The 25,988-nt window shown below is 60.1% G+C and carries 24 protein-coding genes and 2 pseudogenes; 17 read left to right on the forward strand and 9 right to left on the reverse strand.

Annotated features, from left to right (window positions below):
• Positions 1-49 precede the first annotated feature (49 nt).
• A complete protein-coding gene (locus HBNXHr_RS14005; RefSeq protein WP_275882615.1) occupies positions 50-1,219 on the reverse strand; it encodes a DUF2092 domain-containing protein in 1,170 nt (389 codons plus the stop codon).
• A gap of 128 nt (positions 1,220-1,347) precedes the next feature.
• Between HBNXHr_RS14005 and HBNXHr_RS14010 the strand changes: the two genes are divergently transcribed.
• From HBNXHr_RS14010 to HBNXHr_RS14020, 3 genes are all read left to right on the forward strand, one after another.
• Entirely contained in the window at positions 1,348-1,965 is a 618-nt protein-coding gene (locus HBNXHr_RS14010) for a thermonuclease family protein (RefSeq protein WP_275882616.1), read from the forward strand.
• An 84-nt stretch (positions 1,966-2,049) separates the two neighbouring features.
• Positions 2,050-2,625, forward strand: a complete 576-nt coding sequence (locus HBNXHr_RS14015; RefSeq protein ID WP_275882617.1) for a hypothetical protein — start codon at positions 2,050-2,052, stop codon at positions 2,623-2,625.
• Positions 2,626-2,701: 76 nt separating this feature from the next.
• Positions 2,702-3,343, forward strand: a complete 642-nt coding sequence (locus HBNXHr_RS14020; protein WP_275738217.1) for an HAD family phosphatase — start codon at positions 2,702-2,704, stop codon at positions 3,341-3,343.
• A 12-nt stretch (positions 3,344-3,355) separates the two neighbouring features.
• On the opposite strand, the gene HBNXHr_RS14025 is transcribed toward HBNXHr_RS14020, so the two are convergent.
• Positions 3,356-4,639 (reverse strand): glycosyltransferase family 87 protein, encoded by a 1,284-nt coding sequence (locus HBNXHr_RS14025; RefSeq protein WP_275882618.1) that lies wholly within the window; start codon positions 4,637-4,639, stop codon positions 3,356-3,358.
• Between the two features lie 201 nt (positions 4,640-4,840).
• On the opposite strand from HBNXHr_RS14025, the gene HBNXHr_RS14030 reads away from it, so the two are divergent.
• The 4 genes from HBNXHr_RS14030 to HBNXHr_RS14045 all read left to right on the forward strand — a co-directional run bounded on the left by HBNXHr_RS14030 (position 4,841) and on the right by HBNXHr_RS14045 (position 11,402).
• Positions 4,841-5,215 carry a cyclophilin-like fold protein gene (locus HBNXHr_RS14030; RefSeq protein WP_275882619.1) on the forward strand — a complete coding sequence of 125 codons (375 nt, stop codon included), beginning with the start codon at positions 4,841-4,843 and terminating at the stop codon, positions 5,213-5,215.
• A gap of 324 nt (positions 5,216-5,539) precedes the next feature.
• Positions 5,540-10,078 (forward strand): S8 family serine peptidase, encoded by a 4,539-nt coding sequence (locus HBNXHr_RS14035; RefSeq protein ID WP_275882620.1) that lies wholly within the window; start codon positions 5,540-5,542, stop codon positions 10,076-10,078.
• A 223-nt stretch (positions 10,079-10,301) separates the two neighbouring features.
• The gene (locus tag HBNXHr_RS14040) at positions 10,302-11,165 is read left to right on the forward strand and encodes a hypothetical protein (protein ID WP_275882621.1); all 864 of its coding nucleotides are present in this window, start codon (positions 10,302-10,304) and stop codon (positions 11,163-11,165) included.
• Positions 11,166-11,183: 18 nt separating this feature from the next.
• A complete protein-coding gene (locus HBNXHr_RS14045) occupies positions 11,184-11,402 on the forward strand; it encodes a hypothetical protein (protein ID WP_275882622.1) in 219 nt (72 codons plus the stop codon).
• A gap of 215 nt (positions 11,403-11,617) precedes the next feature.
• Here HBNXHr_RS14045 and HBNXHr_RS14050 read toward each other — a convergent pair whose 3' ends face one another.
• Positions 11,618-11,806, reverse strand: a complete 189-nt coding sequence (locus HBNXHr_RS14050; protein WP_275882623.1) for a hypothetical protein — start codon at positions 11,804-11,806, stop codon at positions 11,618-11,620.
• Between the two features lie 134 nt (positions 11,807-11,940).
• Here HBNXHr_RS14050 and HBNXHr_RS14055 point away from each other — a divergent pair, with 134 nt between their 5' ends.
• Both HBNXHr_RS14055 and HBNXHr_RS14060 read left to right on the forward strand, forming a co-directional pair.
• Positions 11,941-12,156, forward strand: coding sequence for a hypothetical protein (locus tag HBNXHr_RS14055; protein ID WP_275882624.1), 216 nt, complete (start codon positions 11,941-11,943; stop codon positions 12,154-12,156).
• 175 nt (positions 12,157-12,331) lie between these two features.
• On the forward strand, positions 12,332-12,763 hold the full coding sequence (locus HBNXHr_RS14060; RefSeq protein ID WP_275882625.1) for a hypothetical protein: 432 nt from the start codon (positions 12,332-12,334) through the stop codon (positions 12,761-12,763).
• Positions 12,764-12,972: 209 nt separating this feature from the next.
• Here HBNXHr_RS14060 and HBNXHr_RS14065 read toward each other — a convergent pair whose 3' ends face one another.
• On the reverse strand, positions 12,973-13,173 hold the full coding sequence (locus HBNXHr_RS14065; protein ID WP_275882626.1) for a hypothetical protein: 201 nt from the start codon (positions 13,171-13,173) through the stop codon (positions 12,973-12,975).
• A gap of 275 nt (positions 13,174-13,448) precedes the next feature.
• Here HBNXHr_RS14065 and HBNXHr_RS14070 point away from each other — a divergent pair, with 275 nt between their 5' ends.
• Positions 13,449-14,669, forward strand: coding sequence for a hypothetical protein (locus HBNXHr_RS14070; protein WP_275882627.1), 1,221 nt, complete (start codon positions 13,449-13,451; stop codon positions 14,667-14,669).
• 174 nt (positions 14,670-14,843) lie between these two features.
• Here the strand turns inward: HBNXHr_RS14070 and HBNXHr_RS14075 are convergent, their stop codons facing one another.
• Entirely contained in the window at positions 14,844-17,216 is a 2,373-nt protein-coding gene (locus HBNXHr_RS14075) for a DEAD/DEAH box helicase (RefSeq protein WP_275883728.1), read from the reverse strand.
• A 195-nt stretch (positions 17,217-17,411) separates the two neighbouring features.
• Here HBNXHr_RS14075 and HBNXHr_RS14080 point away from each other — a divergent pair, with 195 nt between their 5' ends.
• The 5 genes and pseudogenes from HBNXHr_RS14080 (at position 17,412) to HBNXHr_RS14100 (ending at position 21,793) form a co-directional block, all read left to right on the forward strand.
• Complete coding sequence (locus tag HBNXHr_RS14080) at positions 17,412-18,275, forward strand: universal stress protein (protein WP_275882628.1); 864 nt, start codon at positions 17,412-17,414, stop codon at positions 18,273-18,275.
• A gap of 156 nt (positions 18,276-18,431) precedes the next feature.
• A complete protein-coding gene (locus HBNXHr_RS14085; RefSeq protein WP_275882629.1) occupies positions 18,432-18,968 on the forward strand; it encodes a hypothetical protein in 537 nt (178 codons plus the stop codon).
• 200 nt (positions 18,969-19,168) lie between these two features.
• Positions 19,169-19,501: a hypothetical protein gene (locus HBNXHr_RS14090; protein ID WP_275882630.1), complete on the forward strand. Its 333-nt coding sequence runs from the start codon at positions 19,169-19,171 to the stop codon at positions 19,499-19,501.
• A gap of 441 nt (positions 19,502-19,942) precedes the next feature.
• Positions 19,943-21,111: pseudogene (locus HBNXHr_RS14095) on the forward strand (ISH3 family transposase).
• 220 nt (positions 21,112-21,331) lie between these two features.
• Positions 21,332-21,793: a hypothetical protein gene (locus tag HBNXHr_RS14100; RefSeq protein ID WP_275882631.1), complete on the forward strand. Its 462-nt coding sequence runs from the start codon at positions 21,332-21,334 to the stop codon at positions 21,791-21,793.
• A gap of 82 nt (positions 21,794-21,875) precedes the next feature.
• Here HBNXHr_RS14100 and HBNXHr_RS14105 read toward each other — a convergent pair.
• Positions 21,876-21,953: pseudogene (locus tag HBNXHr_RS14105) on the reverse strand (IS6 family transposase); the annotation flags it as partial.
• A gap of 417 nt (positions 21,954-22,370) precedes the next feature.
• On the opposite strand from HBNXHr_RS14105, the gene hjc reads away from it, so the two are divergent.
• Positions 22,371-22,889: a Holliday junction resolvase Hjc gene (gene hjc / locus HBNXHr_RS14110; RefSeq protein WP_275882632.1), complete on the forward strand. Its 519-nt coding sequence runs from the start codon at positions 22,371-22,373 to the stop codon at positions 22,887-22,889.
• A 144-nt stretch (positions 22,890-23,033) separates the two neighbouring features.
• Positions 23,034-23,276: a hypothetical protein gene (locus HBNXHr_RS14115; RefSeq protein ID WP_275738242.1), complete on the forward strand. Its 243-nt coding sequence runs from the start codon at positions 23,034-23,036 to the stop codon at positions 23,274-23,276.
• 52 nt (positions 23,277-23,328) lie between these two features.
• Here the strand turns inward: HBNXHr_RS14115 and priL are convergent, their stop codons facing one another.
• From priL to HBNXHr_RS14130, 3 genes are all read right to left on the reverse strand, one after another.
• Positions 23,329-24,414 carry a DNA primase regulatory subunit PriL gene (gene priL, locus HBNXHr_RS14120; RefSeq protein ID WP_275738244.1) on the reverse strand — a complete coding sequence of 362 codons (1,086 nt, stop codon included), beginning with the start codon at positions 24,412-24,414 and terminating at the stop codon, positions 23,329-23,331.
• Between the two features lie 51 nt (positions 24,415-24,465).
• Complete coding sequence (locus HBNXHr_RS14125; RefSeq protein WP_275738246.1) at positions 24,466-25,071, reverse strand: hypothetical protein; 606 nt, start codon at positions 25,069-25,071, stop codon at positions 24,466-24,468.
• 155 nt (positions 25,072-25,226) lie between these two features.
• Positions 25,227-25,970, reverse strand: a complete 744-nt coding sequence (locus HBNXHr_RS14130; protein WP_275882633.1) for a DNA polymerase sliding clamp — start codon at positions 25,968-25,970, stop codon at positions 25,227-25,229.
• Positions 25,971-25,988: the final 18 nt, after the last annotated feature.

Consider the following 25,988-nt stretch of genomic DNA (forward strand, 5'->3'; position numbering starts at 1 on the left):
AACTCCGGACGACGAACGGTCCTGACAGCGCCGCTGACGGCGCGTCCGCTCACCCGCAGTCGATCGATTCGCCGACGGCGCGGACCGTCTCTCTCGGGGCGTCGCCAAAGACCGTATAGCGATATCCGTCACAGGACCAGATCAGCGACGTGCCGCTTTCGAACGACTGGATCACTGCCTCCTGTCCGTTGATGTCGAGGCGATCGCCCTCGGGGAGAGTACCACTGTCGCCTCTCGGTTCGGACTTCGTCACCCGGAGGGTCGCCGACCCGTTCGTATACTGGAGTGACGTGCGGACCGTGCCGTTGTCGTCGAAATATCGCGCGGAATCGAACTCCAGGGGTTCGGGCACGTCCGGATCGGGAATCGCCATCTCGCTTGCGGCAGCCAGTTCACCGCTGGTCCCGAAAGTCCGGCTGACGATCTTCCGTTCGGTGACCGTCACGTTCGCCGGCGGATCGAACGTGAACGTGCCGGCCGGGATCGCGGGATTGAACGTCACGTTCCGGTAGGTCGTCCTCACGGTCCGTCGCTCCGTATCGACGACGATCGTCGAGTTCCACTGGAGCGGATAGTACCACTCCTGGTCGATCCACAGCGTGATATTGGCCGTGTTGACGTCCGCCTGTGGGACGGCTTCCACGACGTACGCCTCGCGACCGGCGACTGTCCCGGTCCCTCGGTAGTGCAGCGAGGCGTTTTCGAAACTCTCGACCTGTCCAGTGAACGGCTGTGGGCCGCCGCTTCCGGCAGCGGGTAAAACGAGTGGATCGAGTGCCGCTTCCCGCTCGGACTCGTCCGCCGGTGCGTTCAATCGCCCGAAGATCGACCGCATCGCTCGCGAAATGCTGGTGGTTGACTGCTGGTCCCCCTCGACCCGTCGCGTCCGCTGGACGGTGTTCGCGGCTCGGTCGTATCGCCACGTCACGGAGTCGTTTGCGACGACGAGTGACCGCGTTTCACCGGTCTGTGTCGTCGATCGACGCCGGTCGGTTCCGACCTCGAACACGGTCTGCCGGGCCGTGATTCGTGTCCCGTCCAGTGTGGACACGACCGTCGCATTCACTGCGTCAAGATCGGCGAGCGACCCCTCGACCGCCTCCGCCGTCGGCAGGTCCGACTGCTGGCTCCCCACTCCTGCACAGCCTGTGAGGACCGCGAGGATCGCGATCGACACCAGGAGGAGCGGTCGAAGCCGGGAGGTGGAGGGCGTCTGCATGTGACACAGTACGTATAGATCCCGAAAAACCTGATGGAGGTCGCTCAGATCGCACACGGTGTAAGCGATCCCCGAACAGTGTGTACCGGAGCCCGAAGGTTCGTGTCCCCGGCACACATGATATCTGTATGGAAGGACCCCGCGTGGTTGTCGTGATCGCCGTCCTGCTGGCCGGCTGTACGCTACCGGGCATCCAGCCGGACGCCGGGACGGCCACATCACCAGAAACCGGTGGCACCGCCGCGGAAACGCCGGCGACGGGGACGCCAGTACTCCCGGCGGAGGAGACCTGGACGGTGACGGTCGTCGAGGTGATCGACGGCGACACGATGGACGTCCGGTTCGCGAATGGGTCCACCGAGCGGGTCCGGTTGCTCGGCGTGGACACGCCCGAACCCTACGCGGAAGTGGCTCCCGCTGAGTGGGACGGCGTTCCCGATACAGAGGGCGGGCGTGCGTGGCTTCGCGGCTGGGCTGACAACGCCACGGCGTTCGCCGAGCGGCGACTGGCCGGCGAGGACGTCCGGATCGTCACCGACGAGGTGGCGGGTAGCCGTGGGGGATACGGCCGACTGCTCGTCTACGTAGTGGTCGACGGCGAGGTGTTCGGCGAGCAGTTACTCGAGAAGGGCTACGCGCGGCTGTACGAGACCGAGTTCGGGCTGTACGATCGGTTCGCCGCGGCCGAGGTGCGGGCACAGACGGCCGAAAGTGGCGTCTGGGGGTTCAGCGACAGGTCACGGTAGCCCGAGGCGATCGTTCCGAGCAGCCCGCGCCGGACGGCCAACCATGTCCGTGGGTTTATATACCAGAGTCAAACCAGGGCAGGCATGACCAAGTCGTACGACATCGAGGGCATCGAGTTGACCGACGACCGCTACACCGTCGTCCAGTCGCTGATTCGCAACAAGTACCGGGCCGAGGACGAGCAGGGGAACGTCGTGCTTCGGGGCAAACAGAAGCTGTTCAAGCTGAAAGAGAAGTTCCCGTTCGTCGACGCCGACGGCGAGGAGGTCTTCACCGTCACGGCGGGCGGGATCCTCGACGTCGCCGGCGACTACGTCCTCAGCGACGCCCGGACCGGCGAGGACATCGTGATCCTCGACAACGACTACTCGATCTTCCAGGACACGTGGAAGATCCGGGACGCCCGGACGGAGGCCAAACTCGCGGAGATCAACTCCCGGGGCGCGATGGTGACGCTGGCGCGAGCGTACGTCCCCTTCGGTGGCTGGATTCCACACAAATACGAGATCACGGACCTCGACGGCGACCACGTCGGGCGGATCGACGGCGAACTCTCGCTGAAAGACCGCTACGACATCGTCATCGACGATACGAGCGACGTCCCGAAAGAGCCGATCGTGGCCGCCGCGATGGTCGTCGACGCGATCCAGGGCCACTGACGAGACTCACAGCGACACCGTTGCTCGGCCACCCACGAACCGCCACGGCTTTGTCTCGCCTGGCGAACGTCGAAGTATGACTGCAGTCCTCTGTGACATGGACGGCGTGATCGTCAGTTCCGAGGCCCACTGGAAGCGCCACGAGAGCGAGGACATCTACCCGGCGACGGTCCCCGATCAGGAGGTCCCGCCAGAGGAGACCACGGGCATGTACTACCGCGAGATCTACGACTATCTGGACGACAATTACGGCGCGGCGATCTCTCGCGAGGAATTTCTCGAACTCTTCGAGGAAGCGGGTCGGCAGATCTACGGCGAGGAGGCAGAGATCGTCGCGGGTGTCCCCGAACTGCTCCGGGACGTTCGCGCCGACGGGCACGGCGTCTCGCTGGTGACCTCCTCGCCACATCACTGGATCGATGTCGTGCTCGACCGGTTCGACCTCGAAGACGATTTCGACGCGATCGTCAGCGCGGCCGACGTCGAGGCGGGCAAGCCCGCCCCGGATGTCTACGAGCGAGCGGCCGAGCTTGCCGGCGAGGATCCCACGGACTGTATTGCGATCGAGGACTCGACGAACGGGGCGTCGGCAGCCAAAGCGGCGGGCGCGTTCACGATCGGCTTCACCGGCGTCCACAACGACATCGACCGCTCGATTCCGGACGTCGTCGCCGAGGACGTCGCGGAGTTGCGGGAGCGCCTGCTCGAACGATTGTAAGCACCGACCGTCTCAGTCCGGAGTGAACGACGTCTCCTCGTCGGCCGTCCGGCGACAGACGGCCCGACCGCGCGCCAGGTCGTGCTGGACCCAGACACAGGCCCCGAGCACGAGGCACGCGCCGATCAATGGGGGCTGAATCCGTCGCAGGACGTCCGTAGCCAGCCATGTGGCAGCCCCACCCAGCCCGGCCGGAAGGTCGCTCGTCATCATCAGCAGGGGCTCGGGCGGGATAGCGAGCCAGAGCAGGATCGTGCCGATCGCGAGGACGCGTACTGCCGGATGGTTCTCGATCCGGTAGGCGACCAAGACGAGGGGCGCGACAGCGAGCGTGAAGTAAAACCATTCCAGCGGGACGACCGCCAGCAGGCCGATCACCGTCGCGAGAAAGGCCGTCTCGGCACCGGCCGGCTCGTCGAGTCGACGATAGCACGCGAGCACTGGCGGGCCGAGGAGGCCAGCGGCCCCGATCCAGAGCCACGGGCCCGAGACGCCCAGTGCCGACAGCGGACGCATGACGGTCACGTGGGCCGGTCGAAGCGGCGGCCCACCCGCGAAGACGGCGGTCGAAGACTCCTCAAAGAGGACCGTCGTGACGTAGGATTGGGTCAACTCGATGCCGACCACGAGGTTCCCTAGCCACCCGACGGCCAGGACCCCGATCGCGACGGCAAGTGCCCGCCAGGAGCGCCGGGCAAACAGCCAGGCCCACGTCCCGCCGGGATAGACTTTGATGAGCGCCCCCAGCCCGAATCCGACCCCTCCTCGCCAGGCGCGGTCGGTGAGGGCGACGAGGAAGCCGCCACCCACACAGAGGGCCACGACCGGGGATATCTGTCCCATTACGAACGTGCTGGTGACTGGCCCGGCGGCGAGGATCGCGAGCGCGGCGAGTCGCCGGTCGATCCGAGACTTCGTTGGGAGGCGATCCAGGACGAGCCACGCAAGGGTGCCGAGTGCGAGCAGATTGACGCCGACCTGCGTGACGTAAGCGGCGGTCGGCCCGATGAGCCCGTACCCGATCGAGAGAACGGCGACGACAGGTGGGTACTTGAACGTGAATCCGGGGGTACCGGTCGGGCTCACGGCGTAGACCGCCTCGCCGTCCAGCATGGCCCGGCCCGCCCGGGCGTAGACGTCGGTGGCGACCGAGAACTGTGCCGGACGAACCACGGCCATCGAAATGACTGCGGTGAGACCGGCGAGCAGCCCGACGACGAGGGAAAGGCGTACCCACCACCGGCCGCTCGGCCGGTCGCCACCCCCCACCGACGGAATCGAGTTCGGCAGCGCCATATCCCATCTCCAACCGGTCTTCGGAGAAAAGTATCGGTTCGACACTGGGGTTGCTAGCTCGGAGTCGAATCCCGTCCAGGGTGGTTCGATCCAGCGGTGGCCCCGCCGACACCGAATGACGTGCTACTGAGGCGAAAAAGGCTCGATCGGGCCAGCTTCGGTCGGAGGGCTACAAGAGGGACGGAAGCGTACCTGGAGCTGATGGCGGACTTCGAACTCACCGTCGACGATCGAACGCTCGAAGCCGAATGGCTCGACGAGAGTCCCGACCTTCGGGACGCCCTGGCTGATGCCCTGCCGGTCGAAGGCCAGGCGGCCCGGTGGGGTGACGAACTGTACTTCGACGCGAGTCTGGACGGCCAGCCGGAGACGACGAGCGAGGAAGTGCCGGTCGGCACGATCGCCTACTGGGCAGGCGGTGAAGTGATCGCACTGTTCTGGGGGCCGACACCCGCAAGCACCGACGAGACACCGAAAGCGGCAGCCCCGGTCGCGCCACTCGCGCGGATCGAAGACGTGCGTCCGCTGGCGGATCTCGACGGGGGCGCGACGGTGCGGATCGAACCCGTGGAGTGATTAGGACGGGCGCGCCGACAAGTCGCTTGCGAGGATGAGGGCACAGCTGCGAGAACTGGACCGGAGTCGGACCCTACTCGGCCCCAGCAACGGTTGCAGCGACGACACGCCAGTCAGAAGAGCGTAAGCCCGCGTCGGGCAGACAGACGACTCGTCGGAGCAGCATCGGTCAGTATGATTCAGTCCACACGTCGCTTGGTCGACAGAGGAGAAGTGGATGCGTTTAGCTGAAATCACCATAAATCATCCATCGAAATCATGGACCCTCAACTCAAAAATACTTTCCGTTAAATTTATATATACACTATATAATCTGGAGTTGTGATGAGAATTATTGAAAGAAATGGAAATTATAGTGGAATGAAGTACAAGCTGCAAGGACAACGAAAGAGTTCAGTTCTGACTGCTGCTCTCCTCGGAGCGATCCTGATTCTACTGGTATTGTCAGCCACCGGTGCTGCGTCAGCGAGCACTGCCGTGGAAAATTTGTCGGATCCAGCAGTGAATACGGGACTACAGTCTACGGCAACGGAAAACAACCAGACTTCAGTCGAGTATGTCACTCTCATCACTGGCGATACAGTGGCCATTGTCGACAGTGCTAACGGGACACAATATCGTTTCCTCGGCAATACGAACGGCACGATCTACGAGACGGATACCAGCGTCTATGTAGTCCCCGACGGCGTCAACCGTTCACGGTTCGATCGGACGCTTTTCAACGTTGACCTCCTTCGCCAGCAAAACCTCACTGATCGAGAGAGCGGATCACTGCCGATCATCGTCAAGTGGACCAGTGACGGTCAAAGCCGCCATAGTGGTCGGCGGCTACTCCGTCGATCGGGCAGTCGTACGACCCATAATCTGGATATTATAAACAGTACGTCTATCACTATCCCCAAGGCGCAGGCGACAGAGGTGTACCAACGCCTCAAAACAAGCGATCGGATTGCGCACGTGTATTATAACGCAAAAGTCCAGGCCACAGCAGCACCCAGCAGAACGGCGATCGATGCCCAGATTGCACGGAATCGATACAACGTCACAGGAGAAGGGCTAACCGTCGCAGTTCTGGACTCCGGCGTTAACGAATCCCATCCGGACATCAATGGTTCGGAAATTGCCGAGAAGGATTTCACTGGAGAGGGGACAACTGTTGACCTCGCCCGGCATGGTACCGCCGTTGCCGGGTTGATTACTGGCGATGGAACAGCCTCAAACGATACGTACGTCGGCGTTGCCCCCAACACGAATATCGTTGATGCACGCGTACTCGATCGGTTTGGGGACGGAAGCGTTGCTAACGTCATCGCCGGCATCGAATACGCTCTCGAACGAGATGTAGACGCCATTTCGATGAGCCTCGGACACCCGGCGACCAGCACTCGCCAGAACGACCTATTCCGAGAAAGTATCGCCAGGGCATCACAGCAGGACGTTCTGGTAGTTACTTCGTCCGGGAAACAGCCCGGATATGGATCGATCACCTCACCCGGAACACTCGGCGAAGTGTTGACGGTCGGTTCGAGTATCGGCGACAAACAGCTTGCTCAGTATACCCCGCAAGGCCCGACACCGCACGGGAAGTACGTTAAGCCGAACGTTGTTGCTCCAGGATCAAGCGTCCGTGCTCCTGGTACCGACGGCGGATACCGGACGTCGAAGGGGACATCCTTTGCAACACCGCTGGTCACTGGGACTGGCGTGCTGGTCCGACAGGCACATCCCGGATGGAGTGACGAGCGGATCAAACATGCGATCACATCAACCGCGGATCCGTTCTCAGGTGCCGACGTGTACACGCAAGGGGCGGGCATCGTGAATGCCTCGGCAGCGATCGATACACAGGTGCTTGTCGAACCAGCTACGATAAACTTTGACACCGTGACAGTTGGTTCGAGTGAATCCCGGACATTCACGGCCACAAATCTCGGAAACACATCACGGAAAATGAATATCTCCGCAGAGGTTCGCTCCGTCGAATCAGGTACTCCGGATGACATCTCGCTCAACCGGACACAGCTACATTTAGAGCCTGCCGAATCAGCGACTGTTCGAGTCACAGTGCGTCCGACTGACGAAGTCTCGGTACCACATTCCGGACGGATCACAGTCGGGAACAAGACAGCGATCTTCGGATACACTCCTTCGCGAACGATTACAGTCAAAAAGCGGGGGTTCGGATCGAAGAACAACGACACAGTCGCAGTAGTGAATACCGACACCGACCGCGTGTACGGCCCCCGTGAAATCGGTGGATCGACAACCACATTCTCCGTTTCGAAACCCGGAACGTACGTTGCGGTCTCGACGAGCCGGCATAATGGCCAGCCAGTTGTCACAGCGAACGAAACGACCGTACAGGGGGAGGCGACGATCATCCTCGACGAACACCGGACAGTGCGACGAAGCATCGCAACGTCATCGCTGCCGGAGCCCGCGTCAGCATTACACAACCGGACAGTGGCCCTAAACGCCACCGTCGATGGCGCACCGTACGACGTGCGACTGGTCGCCAACGACGCCGGAACTGGAACGGTGCGTGTGAGTCCGACCGAGCGGATGACCTACGCAGTTCGGCGAGTGATCACAGTCTCACCCGAGGCCAGGACGTTCGATACGCCGACGATCTACCACCTGAAACACGTCTCCGAGACCATCGAAGATTCTCACAGGCACGACACGGTCAACGTGGAGAACCTTGCGACTCAACACGTCTCCTATTACCGTGGTCGACCGAACGAGACGTATTCGGCAACGCTGGCGGCTGATGAGTTCGACGACGTCTCGCTCGCGCAGGCATATACAACCGGAGGGCTCGCCGATCGTCACGAGCAGACGATTCGCGTATCACCGAGTATCGTCCAATATCACGATTCGGTTGCATTCGGCCAGTCCGGATACGTCAGGTGGACGGCAACGGGACAGGCCTTCGTCCGATCTCTCGAAGGCGGCGAAGCGATCCGAACAGCTGTCAAGAAACAGCCCTATCGGTCGATGCTCAAGTCGTGGTCCCTCTCCGACCGTTATTTCGAGGCGGCAATATTCCCGACGGTCGGCCAGCCACCACGTGGGTACGTGATGAGTGATAGCCCCCGCGAACAGTACACGGTCTGGATTAACGGGAACCGGACAAAAACGACAACTCGAAACTATGCGACGGCATATCTTTCGGCCCGACAGCAAGGGATCGACAGGGTGCGGCTTCGCGTACAGGACCAACATGGAATGTCGCCGCTGTCGAACGACACCGTGACGACGTTCGCGGCGTCGACGAACGGGAGCGATCGGCGACCGCCGGCCGTTCCGGACGTGATCTTCGAAAGCCAGAGTGCGACCAACGTCGTACCGAACGGCAATCTGAGCGTGACGATTCGAACGAGCGATGCCGGCAGTGGCCTCAGAAACGCCACGCTCTACGTCGGGACGCGTAACACCACAGGTTCACCGACCGGTACGCCCTTCGAGAGTGGAACCGAATGGCAGGAAGTCCCACTACACCGGACGGCTAGTGGCGAGTATACAGCGACGTTGCCGCTGGAGAAGTACCGCGGCAGCCTCAGCGTCGCCGTGCGAGCGATCGACAAGGCGGGGAACTACGTCGAGACGACGGCGACGGACGCGGTCGTCGTCGGGAGTCGTCGTCCAACACCCGTTGTGACGGCAAATCGGACATTGATCACCGTGAACAGCACTGTTCGGCTTGACGCGAGCAATTCATTCGACGATCTCGGAATCGATAGCTATCAGTGGGATATTGACGGTGATGGAACCACTGACCGAACGACGACCAGGCCGACGACCACTGTGAGCTACGCCGAGCCGGGTGCGGTCAATCCAACCCTGACCGTCAGCGACCTGCAAGGCTTCTCGGCGAGTACGGCCATCGCGACGATCGCGGTTGCGGAGCGTTTACCTGCGGAGCAGTTGCCAAAGCAGGTTCGAACTGACATCCACGATGCAGTTATCACTGACAGTGTCGGGACAGCCGGCGTGGCGTACGGTCGCCGGTCAGTCAAAGGTGATTCTGTGTTGTACGTCACAGGCAGAAGTAATGGCGGAATCGACGCTGGCCCGAACAGTACCGTCGTCGTGAACGGCACGTCCGTCAGTGGGAGGACGGCTGGGCACAACGTGATCGCACGGAACGGAACGTTCCGGGGTGGAATCAATGCCTCTGGGACCGTCGTCGTTGCAAGTAATCAAACAATCGTATCCGGAAATCTGCAGTGCGAGGAGTTAATCCGAGTTCTGCCCGGTGCGACACTACGCGTGCAGGGGACGATCGAAGCACAACGCGTCGACGTCGCAGAAAGTGGAAGTGTCGTAGCTGACGCGGGGATAGATGCACAGGTTGATGCTGAATCCGACGCGAACGAGACTGATACGGCCGACGCACGTGCACTCGTGGATGCACGCCTTTCGGACGTACTATCGTCGAACGCGAGCGTCCAGCCCGACATCGAGCATGCGGTCGAGGGCGGGCAGGTCGAAATAGCACGGAAGGCACAGCCCGGCAGAACGGTCGCCGCCGAGTCAGTCGTGTTTGTGGATGGCAAGACGAACGGCGGGATCAGCGCCGGCTCGAACAGTACCCTCGTCGTGAACGGGACTGCAGTCAATGGGAAGGTGAACGGTCACAACGTGATCGCCCGGAACGCGACGTTCCACGGCGGAATCAACGCATCCGGGACGGTGGTTGTTACGGGCAACCGAACAGTCGTGTCCGGCGATATGCAGAGTGCCGAAACAGTCAGAGTGTTGCCAGGTGCGACACTGCAGGTCAGCGGGACAATCGACGCACAGAAAGTCATCGCCGAGAAGGGGGCCGTGTCGGTCGCAAAGACCAGTAACGCCAGCTAATCCGTCGGTCACGTTCGAACGTGACCCACGTGACTGAGACGGACACTCATATATCGATTAGGAAAATAGTATAGATGGTACATTCATCCGCACTATATAATATAATATATTAATAAGTAATATCTATTATAGTTATATCCAAATTAGAAATTATGTAAGTTATAATGGTCTAACCAGATTGTAGATTGAAAAGACTTATTGTGTTGTTATGATATCACCCTGTATGGTTGAAAACCATGAAAAGAGTCGGAGATCGTTTTTGAAAACAACTGGGATAGTCGCCGCTGGGGTCGTTGGGGTCGGAAGCAGTACCACCGTATCTGCAAGACGAAGACGACAGCATGCAGGAAAAAAGGAAGAAGATGACAAGCAACAGAATTCATTCACACCGTCCGGCAAGAATTCTGATTTGCATCAGAAAATGAGTGAGGCATTTCGTAAAGAAGGATCATCTGGAGTTGATTCAATATTGTCCGAATCGGGTCGGGGGTATTCCCATATTTCATCTTCAGCAGAAGATACATCGGAGAAAGATGATGAACTTGAAACAATGGACAGGTATATCGAAGATGATTCAGAGATAAGTACAGCTACTGTCGCTATCCCTAATACAGACCAAATCAGTGTGCATGTTATGGTGAATCTGAGAAATGTCGAATCATCTTGGGGATCGGCCACATATGCGGAGGATGCAATCGGTGTGGGTTTCAATCCCGACCACTGGTCGTCAGTCGGTGAGCCAGACATCTACGCTGAAGATCCTCATTCGGGGGACTTCTTTTCAGGAACTTTGGATGGCGATGGTGGTGGTGTTATCGGAGTGGTCGATCTGGAAGCCGACCCAGTAGTTCTTCCGAACGAGTCATATGTTGAGCTCTATGCTGAGTTAGAGAATTTAGATGGGGTTGCAGGAACAGTATTAGGATACTATGAACATTGCGAAAAGCTTACTACATGGACGGGGAAAGGAGTGATCGATAGTGTCGAAATTATTACAGATAAGCTTGGTATAAATATAGACACCGGCGCGTCTACTTTATGGGATTTTGCTGATCCCCATGATCCAGAAGACGCTCTAAAAAAGTAATTTAAGTTAGTAAATACAATGGATACTGAAGCATTCATTTTCAATTGCGGCGAGCTCTGGTTTTTAGCTCTAATATACATTGAAGTCTATCCACATCCAGGTGACGTTCCATCTTTGGGGGCCTTCATTACTTTGATAGCCCTCGGACTGATCTATGCGATTCCGCTATATTTCGCGTGGAGGATCGTCTCTGAGCTATACGATACCGCTTTATCTCTCGTGGGAGATCGTCTCTGAGCTATGATTTTCGATAATTTGGTCTTGCTCGGCAACGAACGGGATTCAATGTCAGGAATGCTCACCGGCTACTCAGCGATACCACAGCCGATCGGGAGCAAAAGCGTGCGGCCCGCGAATCGCTGAAAGATATCTGGACGGATGTCGAGATCAAATCCCAGACCAAATCTTGGCGGGCGATCCAGAGACAACGCGAGAATGGGGGGAGAGAACATTCACGCGGTCGGTGCGCTGACGACGACGTTCTCCTTGGTCTCGATCAGGGCCGACAATGTCTCGGCCTGCATCGCGTTGAAGGTCTCGAAGGGGAACGCGCCGGCGAAGGCACTCTTCGGGAAGGACATCTCCAGCGGAGAGACGAACTGGCGGTGGTTCTTGATGTAGATATTGTCGGTGATCGCCACGACGGTCGAATAGAAGGGTGGCTGGCAAAAGCTATTCGGACCAAAATATACCCACCGTATCTGTAAGACGAAGACGACAGTATGCGGGAAAATCGGATGCAACATATAATTAGTCAGTAGAAAAAGAAGAAAGTATGGCTGGAGTACAGATCGTTGGCGAACTGGGCTTGCCAAGCGTGGCGTGGATTCCAAATACAAGGACAGCCGGGCCCAGGTTTCAGAGTTTCAGTTCGAGTGGAGATGCCTCAATTACGTTCGGTAGCGAAACCAAAGTGTGGCGAGCTGAAACACACGCAACAGAGGAGGAGATGGATGATGGTGACTCGTGGGTTGACCCAGACCCGGTTTGAATAACAAGTTCTCAGAATGGAAACAAAACAAGATGAAACGAACCGAAGGCGTTTTCTCGGCGTGGTAGCGACAGCACTCGGATCGACGGCCGGTTGTGCAGAAATCAGTCGCCTTCTCGGGGAGCCAAGGGCGCGAAAACGAACGAATCTGAGCTGGCGCGCATTTGAACCGTACGTGAAGGGGCAACCGAACCTCGATGCGGCACCGGCCGCGGACGGCTGGCTCGCGACCGATCCGGACTGGATCGATCGGAACGTTAGATGGCCAAATCTGACGGGGCACGAACAGGATAGTATGCGCCAATTGCAACAGCGGTTCGAGCCGGGCGAATACTTCTTCACGGCGATCGTCGGTGCGCTCCCGTTTGACTACGCTCTGGGAAAATACCGAGATGTCAGAATCGACGGGCAAGCGATACACGTCTACGCAAAAGGTGCCTCAACATCTCCCGATGGTAATTCGGATCCGGACCCCAGCGAACCGGAGTCAATCTACGACTACACGTTCACACTCTGGAAACTTCGGGACAATCTGAGCGCGCCGACCGACATCGACTTCAACTTCCGACGTGGTGAATTGCCGACCGACACCTGGTCGAACAGGTAGGCTCAGATTCACTCCACCGCGACCAACCGGCCCTCCACCACCGGCCCAATGGCACGTCCGGGAACGCCACCTCGATCGCGAACTCTAGTTCCTCGGCATCGCCGCCGGCGGGCAGCGTCAGGCCTATTCCTGAATTCCAAAGAGGAGGTACTTGAAAAATCTCAATACCCGGTCGAATGGGGGCTAGATCACCGCAGTAGTAGTCCGTGTCACCCCGAGGACTCAGGCTCAGCCTCTTCAAGCATGGAGTACAGCGACGAAAGAACACTTCCGAGTAGCGCGATTCCGCCGATGAATAACGGAAGTTTTGCCTGCTGTTCCGCGATGGGGTCAACTCCCCCTGTTTCAATTTGCACTACCCACACCATCAATAGGATACTGAATAGGAGCGCATCTCTTGACAGTGACATGTGTGAATTGGTTGTAGGCATATTTATAAAAGATTTCGTTCTACTGATACCATCGGCGACGAGAACGCCACCTGGCTGGACATCCCACCGGGTGAAAATGCCCACGCGAAATGTGCACTTGCATCCGTCGTTAGGCAAGAGAAGAGCCACACCACTGCGGCGGCTTGGCGAAAACGGGTTGTCCCGAGCATGGGGCCACTCAGCCGACACGAACATGCGGATGTGATAGCAGGATAGAAAGACTGATATGATAATCGGATTGGAGATTGTATATAATGCGTCGACGGAAGTTCCTCTCGCTGGCGTCTACGTCGTTCGCACTGGCAAGCGTTCCTGTATTACGCAGTGTGATGGGACCGACAACCGTCAGCGAGACCGTCTTCGGCGCGAGTGAATCTCCCCTCTCAGAGGCGGACATCAAAACGGCCAATCGACGGGCACTGAAGAATACAGACGAGATCTCGGCCCAGTCGAACGGTGGAGATGCTGCTGCGATGATGCCGTCGCCGGTGACCGGAGAGAACGAAGCCGTCGTCGGCTATCGAGTTGCAGTCGATAGTAGCGGGCATGTCGATTACCTACTCGGGAGTGTCAGTACCGGCCGTGGCGACGAACGACGACGATCCCACGACACGACGAGGGGACGCCAACGCCGTGACAGCGAGGCCACAACCCGCGCGGCCAGTGACGAAAGTCCCGCTCAAAGCGCCGTCGAAAGGGTACACGAAGGATTGAAAGGCGCAACTGATCGAACGGTTTCAGCACGATCGGGCGGGTGCTTCGAGCCAAGCGGCCTGTTCTCGGATGCCACGAATCTCGAAGCGTGGACCGACCAGTGGGGGTGTCCTGATACGAGTGGTCGCAGAGTCACGATCGGAGAGCCCGCAGGACGGGATCAGTTTACCAACAAGGATGTGGAACGGGCGTACGGACAACTGTTCGTCGATGAGTATGTCTTCCGGCAGAAACGAGACGGCGAGCAACTCATCAGCACGCTGAGCGAGTACGAACTGCGGCCAGGCGAAGCCATAGATGAGGACGGTTTCAAGAACTACAAGCTCGAGGGATTTGAGCCCACCCATGACTACGGAGTGGCCACCAGAAACGAAGTTCGCCAGATCGAGGGGGCACCAACCTACAAAAACGAAGCCCCTTCCGACATTACGGGGTTCTCGATGGATGCCGGTGTCACGCCAGTCAGTATTGATCTGAGCTGGAGCAACGAGCCCGACGAAATTCAGCTGATCAAGCACGGCCATCCGGCTGATGCTATCAGATGGGAACACACGTGGGCGAAGACACAAGCAACACCGACTGTGTTCGCGGCGAGCGCAGCCAGAGTCGCTGACGAGTTTGCGGACGGTGAGAAAGTGCTCCGGACCGAAGCAGAAATGGACGTGATAGATCCAACGCCGTGGTATTTGCCGTTACCAGGGAGCCACGGATCGCTTTTGACCGCCGTGGAATATTATGTGGGAGAAGGAGAGAGTGCGTAGATGAGTGGTGTGGGCCGAATGATCTGAACGGAGCATTCCACCTGATGTAGGAGGACACAGTGACAAACGATCACCTCGGCACCATGTTCCCCAGTACCATACTGCTGGATTGCGATGGAACTGGCGATATGATTTGTACCCATATACCACCCGGAGTTTCGACAGGGTCGTCGCTCAGACAACTTCGACCGTCCGCGTCTCGACGACCGGCTGAATCGGGAGTTCCGGGAACGCCACTTCGACGCGGAAAGTCAGTTCGTCGGCGTCACCCCCGAAGACGCCGACCGGAAGCGTCGCCTCGCCAAGGTAGGTCTCACTCGCAGTCATCTCGACGCCGTTGACGGTCACGCGGATGCCAGCCTGCCCGCCGCCGGCCGTGTTCCGGATCGTCACCTCGCACATCTCGTTCTCGCCGTGGGGGATCGACTCGGGGAAGTCACCCCAGTCGATCTCGACCACCGGCAGGTCACGTGCACTCTCGAGGACGCGCTCGGCGACGCCCTCGCTCAGGTCCGCGTCGACCAGGCCCTCGACACCCGCCGCGACCACGTCGGCTGGCGTCGCCAGTCCCTCGGCGGCGAGTTTGCTCGCCCGACCGGACCCGACGCCGTCGATGGCCGTCAACCCGACCGCGTCGTCGCTGATGCCGTGTTCGACGCGGGCCTCGATCCGACGGGCGAGATTCGCCGCGCGTGCGCCGTCGAACTCCGCAAGAAAGGCCTGGAGTGCAGCCAGGAGGCGATTGGCGTTCTGGCGGATCACCCAGGCGTCGCTCTGAAGTTCGGTCGGCGTCGTTCCCCGCATGCTGGCCTCCAGGATCGCCAGCACCTTCCGCTGACCCGAATCGAGATCGACGTCGACGACGGTCTCCTGATCGGTTCGGTCGTCGCCCAGGACCGCGTGGACAGCGTCGCGTTCGTCGGTTCGGGCGCTGACGCTGTCAAACTCGCCGGCCCCCGCGACGGCCGAGAGTATGTCTCGCTCGGTGAGTTCGGCCTCGCCCGCGGCGTCGGCGAGATCGCCGAAGTGCCGGGCAGTATCCAGCCGGAGGTAAAAACGCGAGGCGAGGCGGCCAAGGGCGGTCGCCGAGACCCGGAGATCGTCGTCCATCTCGACGAAGCCCCGATCAACCAGCCCACGCATCGTGGAACTGGCCTGCTCCCGAAGCGATCCCGCGGCGTCGTAGCGATCTGGGGCATTGTTCGCGCGCACGTAGTAGAACGTCGTCTCCAGCCAGTCGAGCACGTCGTCGAGATCCCGGATCGTCCCCATCGCGATCTCGGCGTTGAGGTGGGCATCCAGGCTCTCGGCCAGCCGTGACTCGATCTCCTTCCCGTCTCGGAGGAGTCGCCGGTACTTGTCGGCCTCGCTGCGGTCGGTGATCACCCAGGCGTACCCGTGTTCGTCGTAGCCCGGCCGGCCCGCCCGCCCGAGCATCTGGAGGACGTCCAGCGGACTCATGTCGACCTCGCCCTCCAGGGGATCGTGGAGTTTGGTATCACGGATCACGACACACCGGGCGGGGAGGTTGACGCCCCAGGCGAGCGTCGAGGTGGAGAAGAGGACCGCGAGTTTTCCCTCGCGGAACCACTGCTCGACCAGATTTTTGTCCTCCCGGGAGAGCCCGGCGTGGTGGAACCCGACGCCGTCGAGCACCGACTGTCGGAGGGTGTTGTTGTTGAGTTCGGAAGCGTCGTTGTGAAAGTCGTAGTCGCCCCGGGCACCGACCGGAATGTCCCGTTCGGCGAGTTCGTCGCGGGTCTTCTTGGCCGCCTGGACCGTGTCCTGCCGGGAGGAGACGAACACGAGTGACTGCCCGTCCTCCCGGAGGTGGGGTTCGACGAGATCGAGGGCTCGGTAGAGGCGACGGTACTTGTCGGCGAAGGCGTTCTCGCCGTGGCTGTAGGTCTTGACGTCGGCGTTGAGGGGGACCGGTCGGTAGTCCTCGCCGAAGGCGAAGGTGCTCTCGGCGGGGGCCTCAAGCCACTCGGCGACGTCCCCGATGTTGGTCATCGTCGCCGAGAGGGCGACGATCCGGGGGTCACAGAGGCGTCGCAGTCTGGAAATGGTGACCTCCAGCACGCTCCCGCGGCGGTCGGCGTCGAGTAAGTGGACCTCGTCGATGACCACGCAGTCGACGTCGGTGACGAAGCTGTACCGGCTGGAGTCGTGCTTGCGAGTCGCCGAGTCGGCCTTCTCGGGGGTCATGACGAGAACGTCCGCACGCTCTGCGCGGCGGGGGTTGAGGTCGCGTTCGCCGGTGACGACGTACACCGAGTAGCCCAGTTCCTCAAAGCGATCCCACTCGCTCTCCTTCTCGTTGGTGAGTGCCCGGAGCGGCGCGAGGAAGAGCGCCGTCCCGCCCCGATCGATGGTCTTCGCGATGGCGACCTCCGCGACCGCGGTCTTGCCGCTGGCGGTCGGCGCGCTCACGACGACGTTCTCGTCGCGCTCGAGCAGCGCCGGCAGGGTCTCGGCCTGCATCGCGTTGAACGACTCGAAGGGAAACGCCGGCGCGAAGTCGGGCAATACGTCGGCGACGGGCACCGCTTTTGGGCTCTCGACTGGCTCTGCCACGCGTAGGTCAGAGACGGGGCGGCGCGTGCATAGGCGTTTCTGTCGCGGGTCCCAGCCCGATCGGCCGATCGAGATACCTGGCCAACCGGTCGACACTGGCGGCGACCGGACAACCACCCCGGACAGTCCCCCTGTTTTATCCTGCCAACGAATGAATGCGACCCTATGTACGACCAGATCCTCCTCCCGGTCGACGAGCAGACTGGACCCGCCGAGGTACTCCACCATGCCGGCGAGATCGCCCACCACTTCGACGCCGAGATCCAGATCCTCTACGTCGCTGATACCGACGAGTACAGCGTGACAGTCGTTGACGAGGGGGTGGTCGACGGGCTCGTCGAACACGGCAAGCAGGTCGTCGCCGACGTGGGCGAGACCCTCGACTCCCTCGACGTCGCCCACAGCGCCGATGTCGTCCAGGGGACGCCGGCCGAGACGATCGTCAAGTACGCCAGCGAATACGGCTACGACCTGATCGTGATGCCGACCCACGCCCGCGAGGGACTCTCGCGGTTCCTGCTCGGTAGCGTCACTGAAAAGGTCGTCCGACTCGCGGACGTGCCGGTGCTGACCGCCCGGATGATCGAAGAGGATGCGTTTACCTTCCCATACGAGCGCATCCTGCTCCCGACCGACAGCAGCGAATCGTCACGTCGCGCCGCCGAGCACGGCCTCGACCTCGCGGCGGCCATGGACGCCGCGGTCGACGTGCTCTCGGTGGTCGAGACCGCCGCGCTCGGGCCGGATATCGGCTCGAACGTCACCAGCGGCGACTTCGACCAGGGTGCCCACGAGGCGGTCTCGGAGGTCGCGAGCATGGCCGAAAAGCGGGGCGTCGAGGCGAGCACACACGTCGAGACCGGGTCGCCCGACGAGGAGATCCTCTCGGCCGTCGACGAGTACGACTGCCAGGCCGTCGTGATGGGCACGACCGGCCGCCGCGGCGTCGATCGAATCCTGTTGGGCAGCGTCGCCGAGAAGACCGTCCGGTCCGCGCCGGTGCCGGTCGTGACCGTGCGTGAGGAGTGAGAACGCAGACGAGACCGCTATCGGCAATGGATTTTGAGTACCGCGTGAGTACAGCATCTCCCGCTCGCTTTCGTCGTGACCGGTGACGACTCCGGACCAGAATATATTTATTAGATTTACTGCAAGATTCGATATCAGGTCGAAGATGATCTCGACATGAACCGACGGACGTTTCTCGCAACGCTGGGCGGGACTGCCGCGGTCGGTGGCGCGGGCTATATCGCCATAGATCCGTTCCAGCGAGAACACAGGCTCTGGTGCGTTCGTCTCAATAATACGTGGTTTGGAGAAGCCGAAGTCGATGCGCGAGTGAAACGTAATGGCACAGTTGTCCACGAAGATAGTTACGAAATCCCAGGAATGGACGCAAGTCCGAGGGGGGACGAGGAGCCGCTGTATTGGGTCGACGTGAACAGGAGATTACTCTACGGGTGGAATACCGATCCGGCAGTGTTCACTGTCGAAAGTCGCAGGTCCGACCGGGACAAGTGGGTGAGTCAATCATTCGACCATGTTGAAGCCACCAACATCCATGCAACAGTCGATATATATGGTAGCTCGGGAGTCGCCGGGACCCGCGCACACGAATTCGGATCGTTAGCGCAAGCGAAAGGATTCGTCGAAGAAGTCAAACCAGCCAATAGAGATCAGTCGGCCGGGAACACCACTGAGAGGGCAAGCCCACAGAAATGAACCGACGTCGGTTTCTCGCAACGCTGGGCGGGACCGCCGCGGTCGGTGGCGCGGGCTATATTGCCTTGGATCCATTCCAGCGGGAACACCGGCTCTGGTTCGTTCGTCTCAACAGATCGTGGCCTGGAGAAGTCGAAGTCGATGCCCGGGTAAAACGCAATGGCACAGTCGTTTGCGAAGATAGCTACGAAATCCCAGGAATGAACGCAAGTGAAAGTGTGAGCGAGAAGCCAGTGATTTTTGTCGACGTAAACAGTAGATTACTTTACGGCTGGGATACCGACCCAGCGGCGTTCACTGTCGAAAGTCGCATCTCCGGCCGGGACGAATGGGTGAGTCAATCCTTCGGTCACGTTGAAGCCAATGCCAGCATCGGAGCAACGGTTGAAATCCTAGGCCGCGGAGTCGCTGGTGTCCAAGCACACGAATTTGGATCCGCAACGCAGGCGAAACAGTTCCTCGAAGAAGTCAAACCAGCCAATAGAGATCAGTCGTCCGGGAACACCACTGAGAAGGCAAGCCCACAGAAATGAACCGACGTCGGTTTCTCGCAACGCTGGGCGGGACCGCCGCGGTCGGTGGCGCGGGCTATATTGCCTTGGATCCATTCCAGCGGGAACACCGGCTCTGGTTCGTTCGTCTCAACAGATCGTGGCCTGGGGAAGTCAAAGTCGATGCGCGAGTGAAACGCAACAACACAGTTGTCCACGAAGATAGTTACGAAATCCCAGGGATGGACGCGAGTGAAACGCTGGACGAGAAGCCATTAGTTTGGGTTGACGTGAACAGTAGATTACTCTACGGTTGGGATACCGACCTAGCGGCGTTCACTGTCGAAAGTCGCATCTCCGGTCGGGACGACTGGGTGAGTCAATCCTTCGGTCACGTTGAAGCCAATACCAGCATCGGAGCAACGGTCGATATCCTCAGTACCTCACAAAGCCGGTTAGTTAGAACGTCTGCTTGCTGAAGATGTGTCCAAACACCAGCAGCAAGCAGACAGTGAAATCCACGAAGACCAACTCCTTAAGTTCCTCGTCAACCGACTTGACGAGGAAGTTTCTCTGAACCTCGCCAACAACGCTGAAATCGATGCAGAAGACATCTACGAGGTCCTCGTCGGCGCTACCGCCGACGGGACCTCGATCTCCACGCTGTGCAACTCCAGTGAAGACTCGCCATCTGCGAACACGATCCTCTACCATCTGCGGACGAAGTTCGAGCCGGAACGGCTCGGTCGAGTCGCTAACACGCTCCTTCGACGGGATGTCGTCGAACTGCTTCCCGAGCAGATGGAGGTCTGCGCAGACCTCCACCTGCGACCCTACTACGGTGACGAAGACGATACAGACAGCCACTACCACTCGGAAGCGAAGCGTGGAACCACCGCGTTCCACGCTTACGCGACACTATACGCGCGTGTGAAGAACAAACGGTACACGCTGCGGTGCGCCGTCTCAAAGACGGCGACACCGCCAGCAGCGTCCTCGCTGAGTTTCTTGGAGTGCTCGACGGCTTTGACATCGAGGTCAAGGCCGTCTACCTTGATCGCGGATTCTACGACAGCAAGTGTCTCACGTTACTCTACGCGCACAACTACGCCTACGTGATGCCGATCATCCAGTGGGGGAAGACGATTCAGCAGGAACTCTCGAAAGGGTGGAGCCGCGTCATCAACCACGACCTGACAGGGAAACTCGACGGTCACAGCTGGACCGTCGAATTTCCCGTCTACATCGACTGTACGTACCTAAATGGACGGTACGACGAGAACGGTGTGGCGCGTCACGGCTACGCCGATGACGCGCCGTTCATCGAGACACCACGCGATGCTCGATACCACTACAACAAACGCTTCGGTATCGAGTCGAGCTATCGCTTGTCTGAGCAAGCGATAGCGACGACAACGACACGAGACGCAACGGTGAGACTGCTGTACGTCGTGGTGAGTCTGCTGTTGCAGAACGCCTGGCGGTATCTCCACCACGAATACGTGGCGACGCCCCGCCGAGGCGGGCGTCGCCTCTGGTAGTGGCCCTACAAGGAGTTCATCAATATGGTTCGACGGGCCGCGTGGACGGCCCTCGCGGTGCGTCGGGCCGTCCCCGCGAATCGGCCACCAGACGACCGGTTCCACCGGTAGTCACCGACCGAGTACGCCGCTTCGTGAGTGGCAACGCTGTCGAGTCGGCGGCTGAGTGCCGCCGACAGCGACAGCCCCCACCAATTCATCCGTGATTGCTTGGTGAGAATCAACAGTAGGTTCGCTTCGACACAGAACTCACGCTCCAGAAGCATTAGCCGAGGACGCTTTGTGAGGTACTGAACATTTATATGCATTTGGGATGAATACCGGATTATAAATGTCATCCAACAATGTAAAAACGGATTTATTGATTACAACGATCGCATTTATAATTCTCCCAACTACTTTGCTCGTTATGTTCGTTTGGGCACCACCGATGGAAGTCGTGGATTTGACGGGCTTGAAACTATTTCCTGCATTTGGAGTCTTCATATTAGCACTCATTCTTGGAGTGCTCTTCGCAACTACTCCGACATCCGATTCCGATGATAGGTTCATCCGAAGTCCAGGCCTGACCTCGGAGTTGAGCGTCAGCTCATGGTTATCTTGGCTTGTCCTCGTTTGTAGTGTTGGGGCATTATCAGGTTTGATCGGGGCCTTCGCTGGGGAAATGACGAAGTATTCGGTATTGTTCTGGATCTGCGCTGCATACGGAGCAGCACTAATCAAGTTCTATGACCTAAGCATTGAAGACCAAGCACTAGGCTCTGCCAATGGTGACAAGGCTTCCAAACATTAAAGCGGATTTGCATTTCAAACGGTAGTGTATATATAAGCTGGTACCATGCGAAAGCGAAGGATTTGAGACAGTCGTCAGCTATTTATGCAGCGGCGTAACTGAAACAGTTTGAATACGAAAAAGTACGGCGTTTTACCTCACGAAAGATACGTTCGACACTGCCCTATTTTCTATCGAGTTTGTGGATGAAATTTATTAAGTGACGTCGCTTTCGCCATTGGCGCCTGACTTCGGCCGACAGCGAAAGCTTCTGCCAGTTGATCTGCAATTACCTAGTGAAAATCTACGGTAGATTCGCATCGACACTGAACTCACGCTTAAAAATAATTAGTCAAGGACGCTTTGTGAAGTACTGATCCTTGGCCTCGGAGTCGCCGGTACCCGCGCACACGAATTCGGATCCCCAACGCAGGCGAAACAGTTCCTCGAAGAAGTCAAACCAGCCAATAGAGATCAATCGTCCGGGAACAACACCGAGTGATCGAACCCGACACGATGTGGCGAGTTCAAAGAAGCAGACGGTCGGGTCGCCGGCCCATCCGACGCGTTCAAAAGCACGGCTGACGACAACCAGACAATGGCAGCCTCGAACGACAAGGGCGACCGCCGGGAGCGCGAACTCGTCAACGAACTCGACGAGGCCGGCTTCGCCGTGATGCGTGCGCCCGCGAGCGGGTCGGCCACCGAGCGCGAACTCCCGGACGTGCTGGCTGGCGACGGCGAGGACTTCTACGCGATCGAGGCCAAGTCCAGCGCCGGCGATCCCATCTATCTCGACGGCGAAGAGGTCGAAGCCCTGCTGTTTTTCTCACGAAACTTCGGCGCGCGCCCGCGGATCGGCGTTCGATTCGACCGCGAGGAGTGGTATTTCTTCCACCCGGCCGACCTCTATACGACCGACGGCGGCAACTACCGCGTCAAGCGCGAGACGGCGATCGCCGAGGGAACTGACTTTGCGGAACTCGTCGGTCACTCCGAGAAGGTCCGCCTCGACGAGGTCGGTGATGACGGCCCGGATTCGGCGACACTCGACATCCTCGCGGCATTCGAGCGCGGCGATCTCTCCCGGGAGGAAGCCGCTGAAATGCTCGAGTGATCGGTCGCCCGGTCGTCGGGATCTCCACCTGAAACGTGGGGCTGGAGACGCTCGGCCCCCGGGTGGAGCCGTCGGGATGGGCCCCAACGACAGCAGCGCTTCGAAGCGCTTTTGGACCGCCCTGTGGAACGAACGGGCGAGACAATGGAGCGCCAAACCGCCCTGGAGGCCGCTGTATCTATCACTATCGTCGTGGGATTTATCGGCGCGTTAGCAGTTCTTACCACGGTGTATTCGACCGACGGCGGCCTCGGGCCGACCGGCGGATACGCACTGGTCGCCGCACTGGTCGGGTTCATCATCGTCATGTCCGGGGTCGGACTCGTTCTCACGCGGATGGATTCGGCCGAGGCGGTCGATCCGACGGAAGACGACGACAGCGAGTAATGGACCTGGTCGACGAACGACCCGCAGCGGGTTCTCGGAGTTGTCAAAACGATTAGTCGTCCGCAGCGTCGCGCTCACGCCAGTCGATCATCTCCTCCTCGTCGGCGTCTTCGAGTTTCGCCTCATAGTAACTGAGCGGATGCGAGATCTCCTCACACAGGTCGTCCATGTTGACACAATCACCGTAGGACTGCATGGTTGCACACGCGGGCGGGGAGTACTCCGTCGGCGATGTTTCCCCCCGAATGTGATCGGTCTGATAGCGGGTCATCTCCTCGCCAAAGCCCGGATTGACCTCGTAGAGGTCGACGATGTCGTCGGTCGCCATCCCGATCGACGCCAGGAACGAGGTGATCGCAAACCGCGAATGATGCGCGAGGTGTTCGCCCTTCTGGACCTGATCGAGCAGTGCGGTCATACACGGCGGGAACAGTTCCGGGACGACAGTGTCGATTTCGCGGGTCAGATCGAGTTCGTCCAGGCGCTCCTCGACGGCCGCGACATCCTCGGCGAGCGCGTCGGCGATCGGTTCCGGAACGGTGAGCGGCAATCCCGCAAAGATCCGCTCTTCGACAGCCTGCCGGAGTAGTTCGAGCAACTCCTCGCGATCGACCGGCACCCGGCCGTCGGCAAGCGATCGGTTGACGAGTCGCCATGGCTCGCCGCGTTGCCCGGCCGCGAGGTCGAGATACGCCCCGACGGCGACCGAAAAGCGGTCCGCCTCCCTCAGTCCGCCGGTCCCGCGGGCCTCGATAGCCCCCGTCAGGTCGAACTCGGCGAGCAGGGTCCGCAGATCGAGTTGCTGTCGGTCGGTCGACCGGAACTCCCCCGCGGCGAGTTCCGCCGTGAAACGTTCGTGTGCCGTTTCGGCCTCCGCGCGGGCGTAGCGATGTGTCAGCGCCGGCTGGTCGATCAGCGAGACGATGACCCGCGCGACTGGATACGAAAGCAATTCGACGCGAGTCTGGCGGTGGGTATCACCGACAGCCCCGTCGAACAGTGCCGACTCCACGCGCTCGCGTCCACGGTCGACGGCCGGGCCGCGCTGGGAAACGACCGTCGCGAGATCGACATCTGCCGCCTCGACGGCCTGCCGGGAGGCGTCGAGGAACGGATACCGGGCGTGAAGCGACTCCATCGACATGGCGATTGGACTGTCCGGGGATAAAGCCTCGGGACTGCAAATGACTCACTGCTCGTACTTCGACTCGATTTCGCGGATGACCTGCTCGTCCTCGCCGCCGTCGCTGATGGCGGCCGCGTATCGCTGATAGTCGTCCCGACTCACTTCGAGGACCCGGGACTCACCCTGGCGCGTCACGCGCAGGCGAACGGTGCCGTGCGGGTCGTTCCGGACGTGGGAGTTCGCAAGCGTGGCAAAGACGAACCAAAGCGAGAGCGAGCCCCCCAGGAAGTAGACGGCCGCAGTGTGAAAGGCCAGCGAGTGCTGGGTTGCCGTCCAGTGGGCCGGATAGGCGTACCAGAAGAGCCCGACGCCGGCAAGCGCGACGATAGTTCCGAGGGCGACACCGAGTCGCTGGCGGCGACTGGAGGGCAACACGGCGACGACGCCCAGGAACGTCCCCGGCACACCCACGCCTGCAACCACTCCGGCAACCCGGTAGGTCGTCGTCGAATCCAGCCCGAGCGCGTCCGAGAGTGGCGTCGTGACGAGCGTGATCGCGACGACGACGGCAAGCGCACCCGCGAGGAAGACGGCGATCCCGGCGTGAATCTGGCGCGGGCGGCGATCGCCCCAGCGGGCGTCGTCGTAGGCTTCGCCGAGGCTCGGCATACCGAAGCCGTCGGTCCCCACACACAAAACGCTACGTCAGACGGACGCAAGACGAAAGTGGCTGTTCGGCCGCAAAACGGGAGAGTCGCCATCGTGCGGTCGAACCGACGGGCTGTTCCGGACCGAAAGCGTGGTCTCGGGTCCAGTCTCGCCGCCTAGTCGCTCTGGACCCGCGGCGCGAGCATGTAGGTGACCGAACCCTGCCCCTCGGCGATATCGAAGTGCATCTTGACGGGGAACTCCTCGCCGAGTTCCATCGTGACCTCGGCGTCGTTCGGGATCGCCTTGTTCATGTCCTTGAGATAGTCCAGCGAGAACAGCGACCGGGCGGACCCGGCGGTCAGGTCGATGAGGTCCTCGCGACCGAGTTCCAGATGGACGTCGTCGGTGTCGCCCTCCGCGTCGACGTAGAACAGCTCGTCGGTCTCGTCGACCCCAAGGGCGACGTGATCGCTAACCATGTCCGAAGCCGTCACGGCGCGGTCGACGTCTCGACCTTCGAGGACGATCTCCGAGGCGAGATCGAGGTCGGGCAGATCGGGCTCCTGGCGGATCGAATCCGGGTCGATCAGTGCGAGGGTATATTCGAGGCCGTCGATGGCGATCTCGAGCTTGCGGGTCTCCTCGTCGAGTTCGAGGTGGATGAGTTGGTCGGAATCGGCCATCCCGGCGATGTCTTCGAGCCGCGAGAGATTGACCCCGATGACGCCGCCGTCGGTCTCGTAGGACTCGAAGGCGGCAGCCGACAGCGTCAGGTCGACCATGCCGACGTTGGCCGGGTCGACCGCTCGGATCTCCAGCCCGTCCTCTTCGAGCCGCAGCTTACACTCCTCGACCAGCACGCTGACGGAGTCCAGTGCCGTCCGTAGCGTGTCCGCACTCACGATGGCGTTGAACATCTTGGAGCGAGGTACGAC

It is taken from the genome of Halorhabdus sp. BNX81 (assembly GCF_029229925.1).
Lineage (GTDB): Archaea > Halobacteriota > Halobacteria > Halobacteriales > Haloarculaceae > Halorhabdus.

Excerpts from the sequence above, each read along its gene's own strand:
- HBNXHr_RS14005 (WP_275882615.1), bottom strand. The coding sequence starts at position 1,219 with ATGCAGACGCCCTCCACCTCCCGGCTTCGACCGCTCCTCCTGGTGTCG.
- HBNXHr_RS14010 (WP_275882616.1), top strand. The coding sequence starts at position 1,348 with ATGGAAGGACCCCGCGTGGTTGTCGTGATCGCCGTCCTGCTGGCCGGC.
- HBNXHr_RS14015 (WP_275882617.1), top strand. The coding sequence starts at position 2,050 with ATGACCAAGTCGTACGACATCGAGGGCATCGAGTTGACCGACGACCGC.
- HBNXHr_RS14020 (WP_275738217.1), top strand. The coding sequence starts at position 2,702 with ATGACTGCAGTCCTCTGTGACATGGACGGCGTGATCGTCAGTTCCGAG.
- HBNXHr_RS14025 (WP_275882618.1), bottom strand. The coding sequence starts at position 4,639 with ATGGCGCTGCCGAACTCGATTCCGTCGGTGGGGGGTGGCGACCGGCCG.
- HBNXHr_RS14030 (WP_275882619.1), top strand. The coding sequence starts at position 4,841 with ATGGCGGACTTCGAACTCACCGTCGACGATCGAACGCTCGAAGCCGAA.
- HBNXHr_RS14035 (WP_275882620.1), top strand. The coding sequence starts at position 5,540 with ATGAGAATTATTGAAAGAAATGGAAATTATAGTGGAATGAAGTACAAG.
- HBNXHr_RS14040 (WP_275882621.1), top strand. The coding sequence starts at position 10,302 with ATGGTTGAAAACCATGAAAAGAGTCGGAGATCGTTTTTGAAAACAACT.
- HBNXHr_RS14045 (WP_275882622.1), top strand. The coding sequence starts at position 11,184 with ATGGATACTGAAGCATTCATTTTCAATTGCGGCGAGCTCTGGTTTTTA.
- HBNXHr_RS14055 (WP_275882624.1), top strand. The coding sequence starts at position 11,941 with ATGGCTGGAGTACAGATCGTTGGCGAACTGGGCTTGCCAAGCGTGGCG.
- HBNXHr_RS14065 (WP_275882626.1), bottom strand. The coding sequence starts at position 13,173 with ATGTCACTGTCAAGAGATGCGCTCCTATTCAGTATCCTATTGATGGTG.
- HBNXHr_RS14070 (WP_275882627.1), top strand. The coding sequence starts at position 13,449 with ATGCGTCGACGGAAGTTCCTCTCGCTGGCGTCTACGTCGTTCGCACTG.
- HBNXHr_RS14080 (WP_275882628.1), top strand. The coding sequence starts at position 17,412 with ATGTACGACCAGATCCTCCTCCCGGTCGACGAGCAGACTGGACCCGCC.
- HBNXHr_RS14085 (WP_275882629.1), top strand. The coding sequence starts at position 18,432 with ATGAACCGACGGACGTTTCTCGCAACGCTGGGCGGGACTGCCGCGGTC.
- HBNXHr_RS14090 (WP_275882630.1), top strand. The coding sequence starts at position 19,169 with ATGAACGCAAGTGAAAGTGTGAGCGAGAAGCCAGTGATTTTTGTCGAC.
- HBNXHr_RS14100 (WP_275882631.1), top strand. The coding sequence starts at position 21,332 with ATGTCATCCAACAATGTAAAAACGGATTTATTGATTACAACGATCGCA.
- hjc (WP_275882632.1), top strand. The coding sequence starts at position 22,371 with ATGGCAGCCTCGAACGACAAGGGCGACCGCCGGGAGCGCGAACTCGTC.
- HBNXHr_RS14115 (WP_275738242.1), top strand. The coding sequence starts at position 23,034 with ATGGAGCGCCAAACCGCCCTGGAGGCCGCTGTATCTATCACTATCGTC.
- priL (WP_275738244.1), bottom strand. The coding sequence starts at position 24,414 with ATGGAGTCGCTTCACGCCCGGTATCCGTTCCTCGACGCCTCCCGGCAG.
- HBNXHr_RS14125 (WP_275738246.1), bottom strand. The coding sequence starts at position 25,071 with ATGCCGAGCCTCGGCGAAGCCTACGACGACGCCCGCTGGGGCGATCGC.
- HBNXHr_RS14130 (WP_275882633.1), bottom strand. The coding sequence starts at position 25,970 with ATGTTCAACGCCATCGTGAGTGCGGACACGCTACGGACGGCACTGGAC.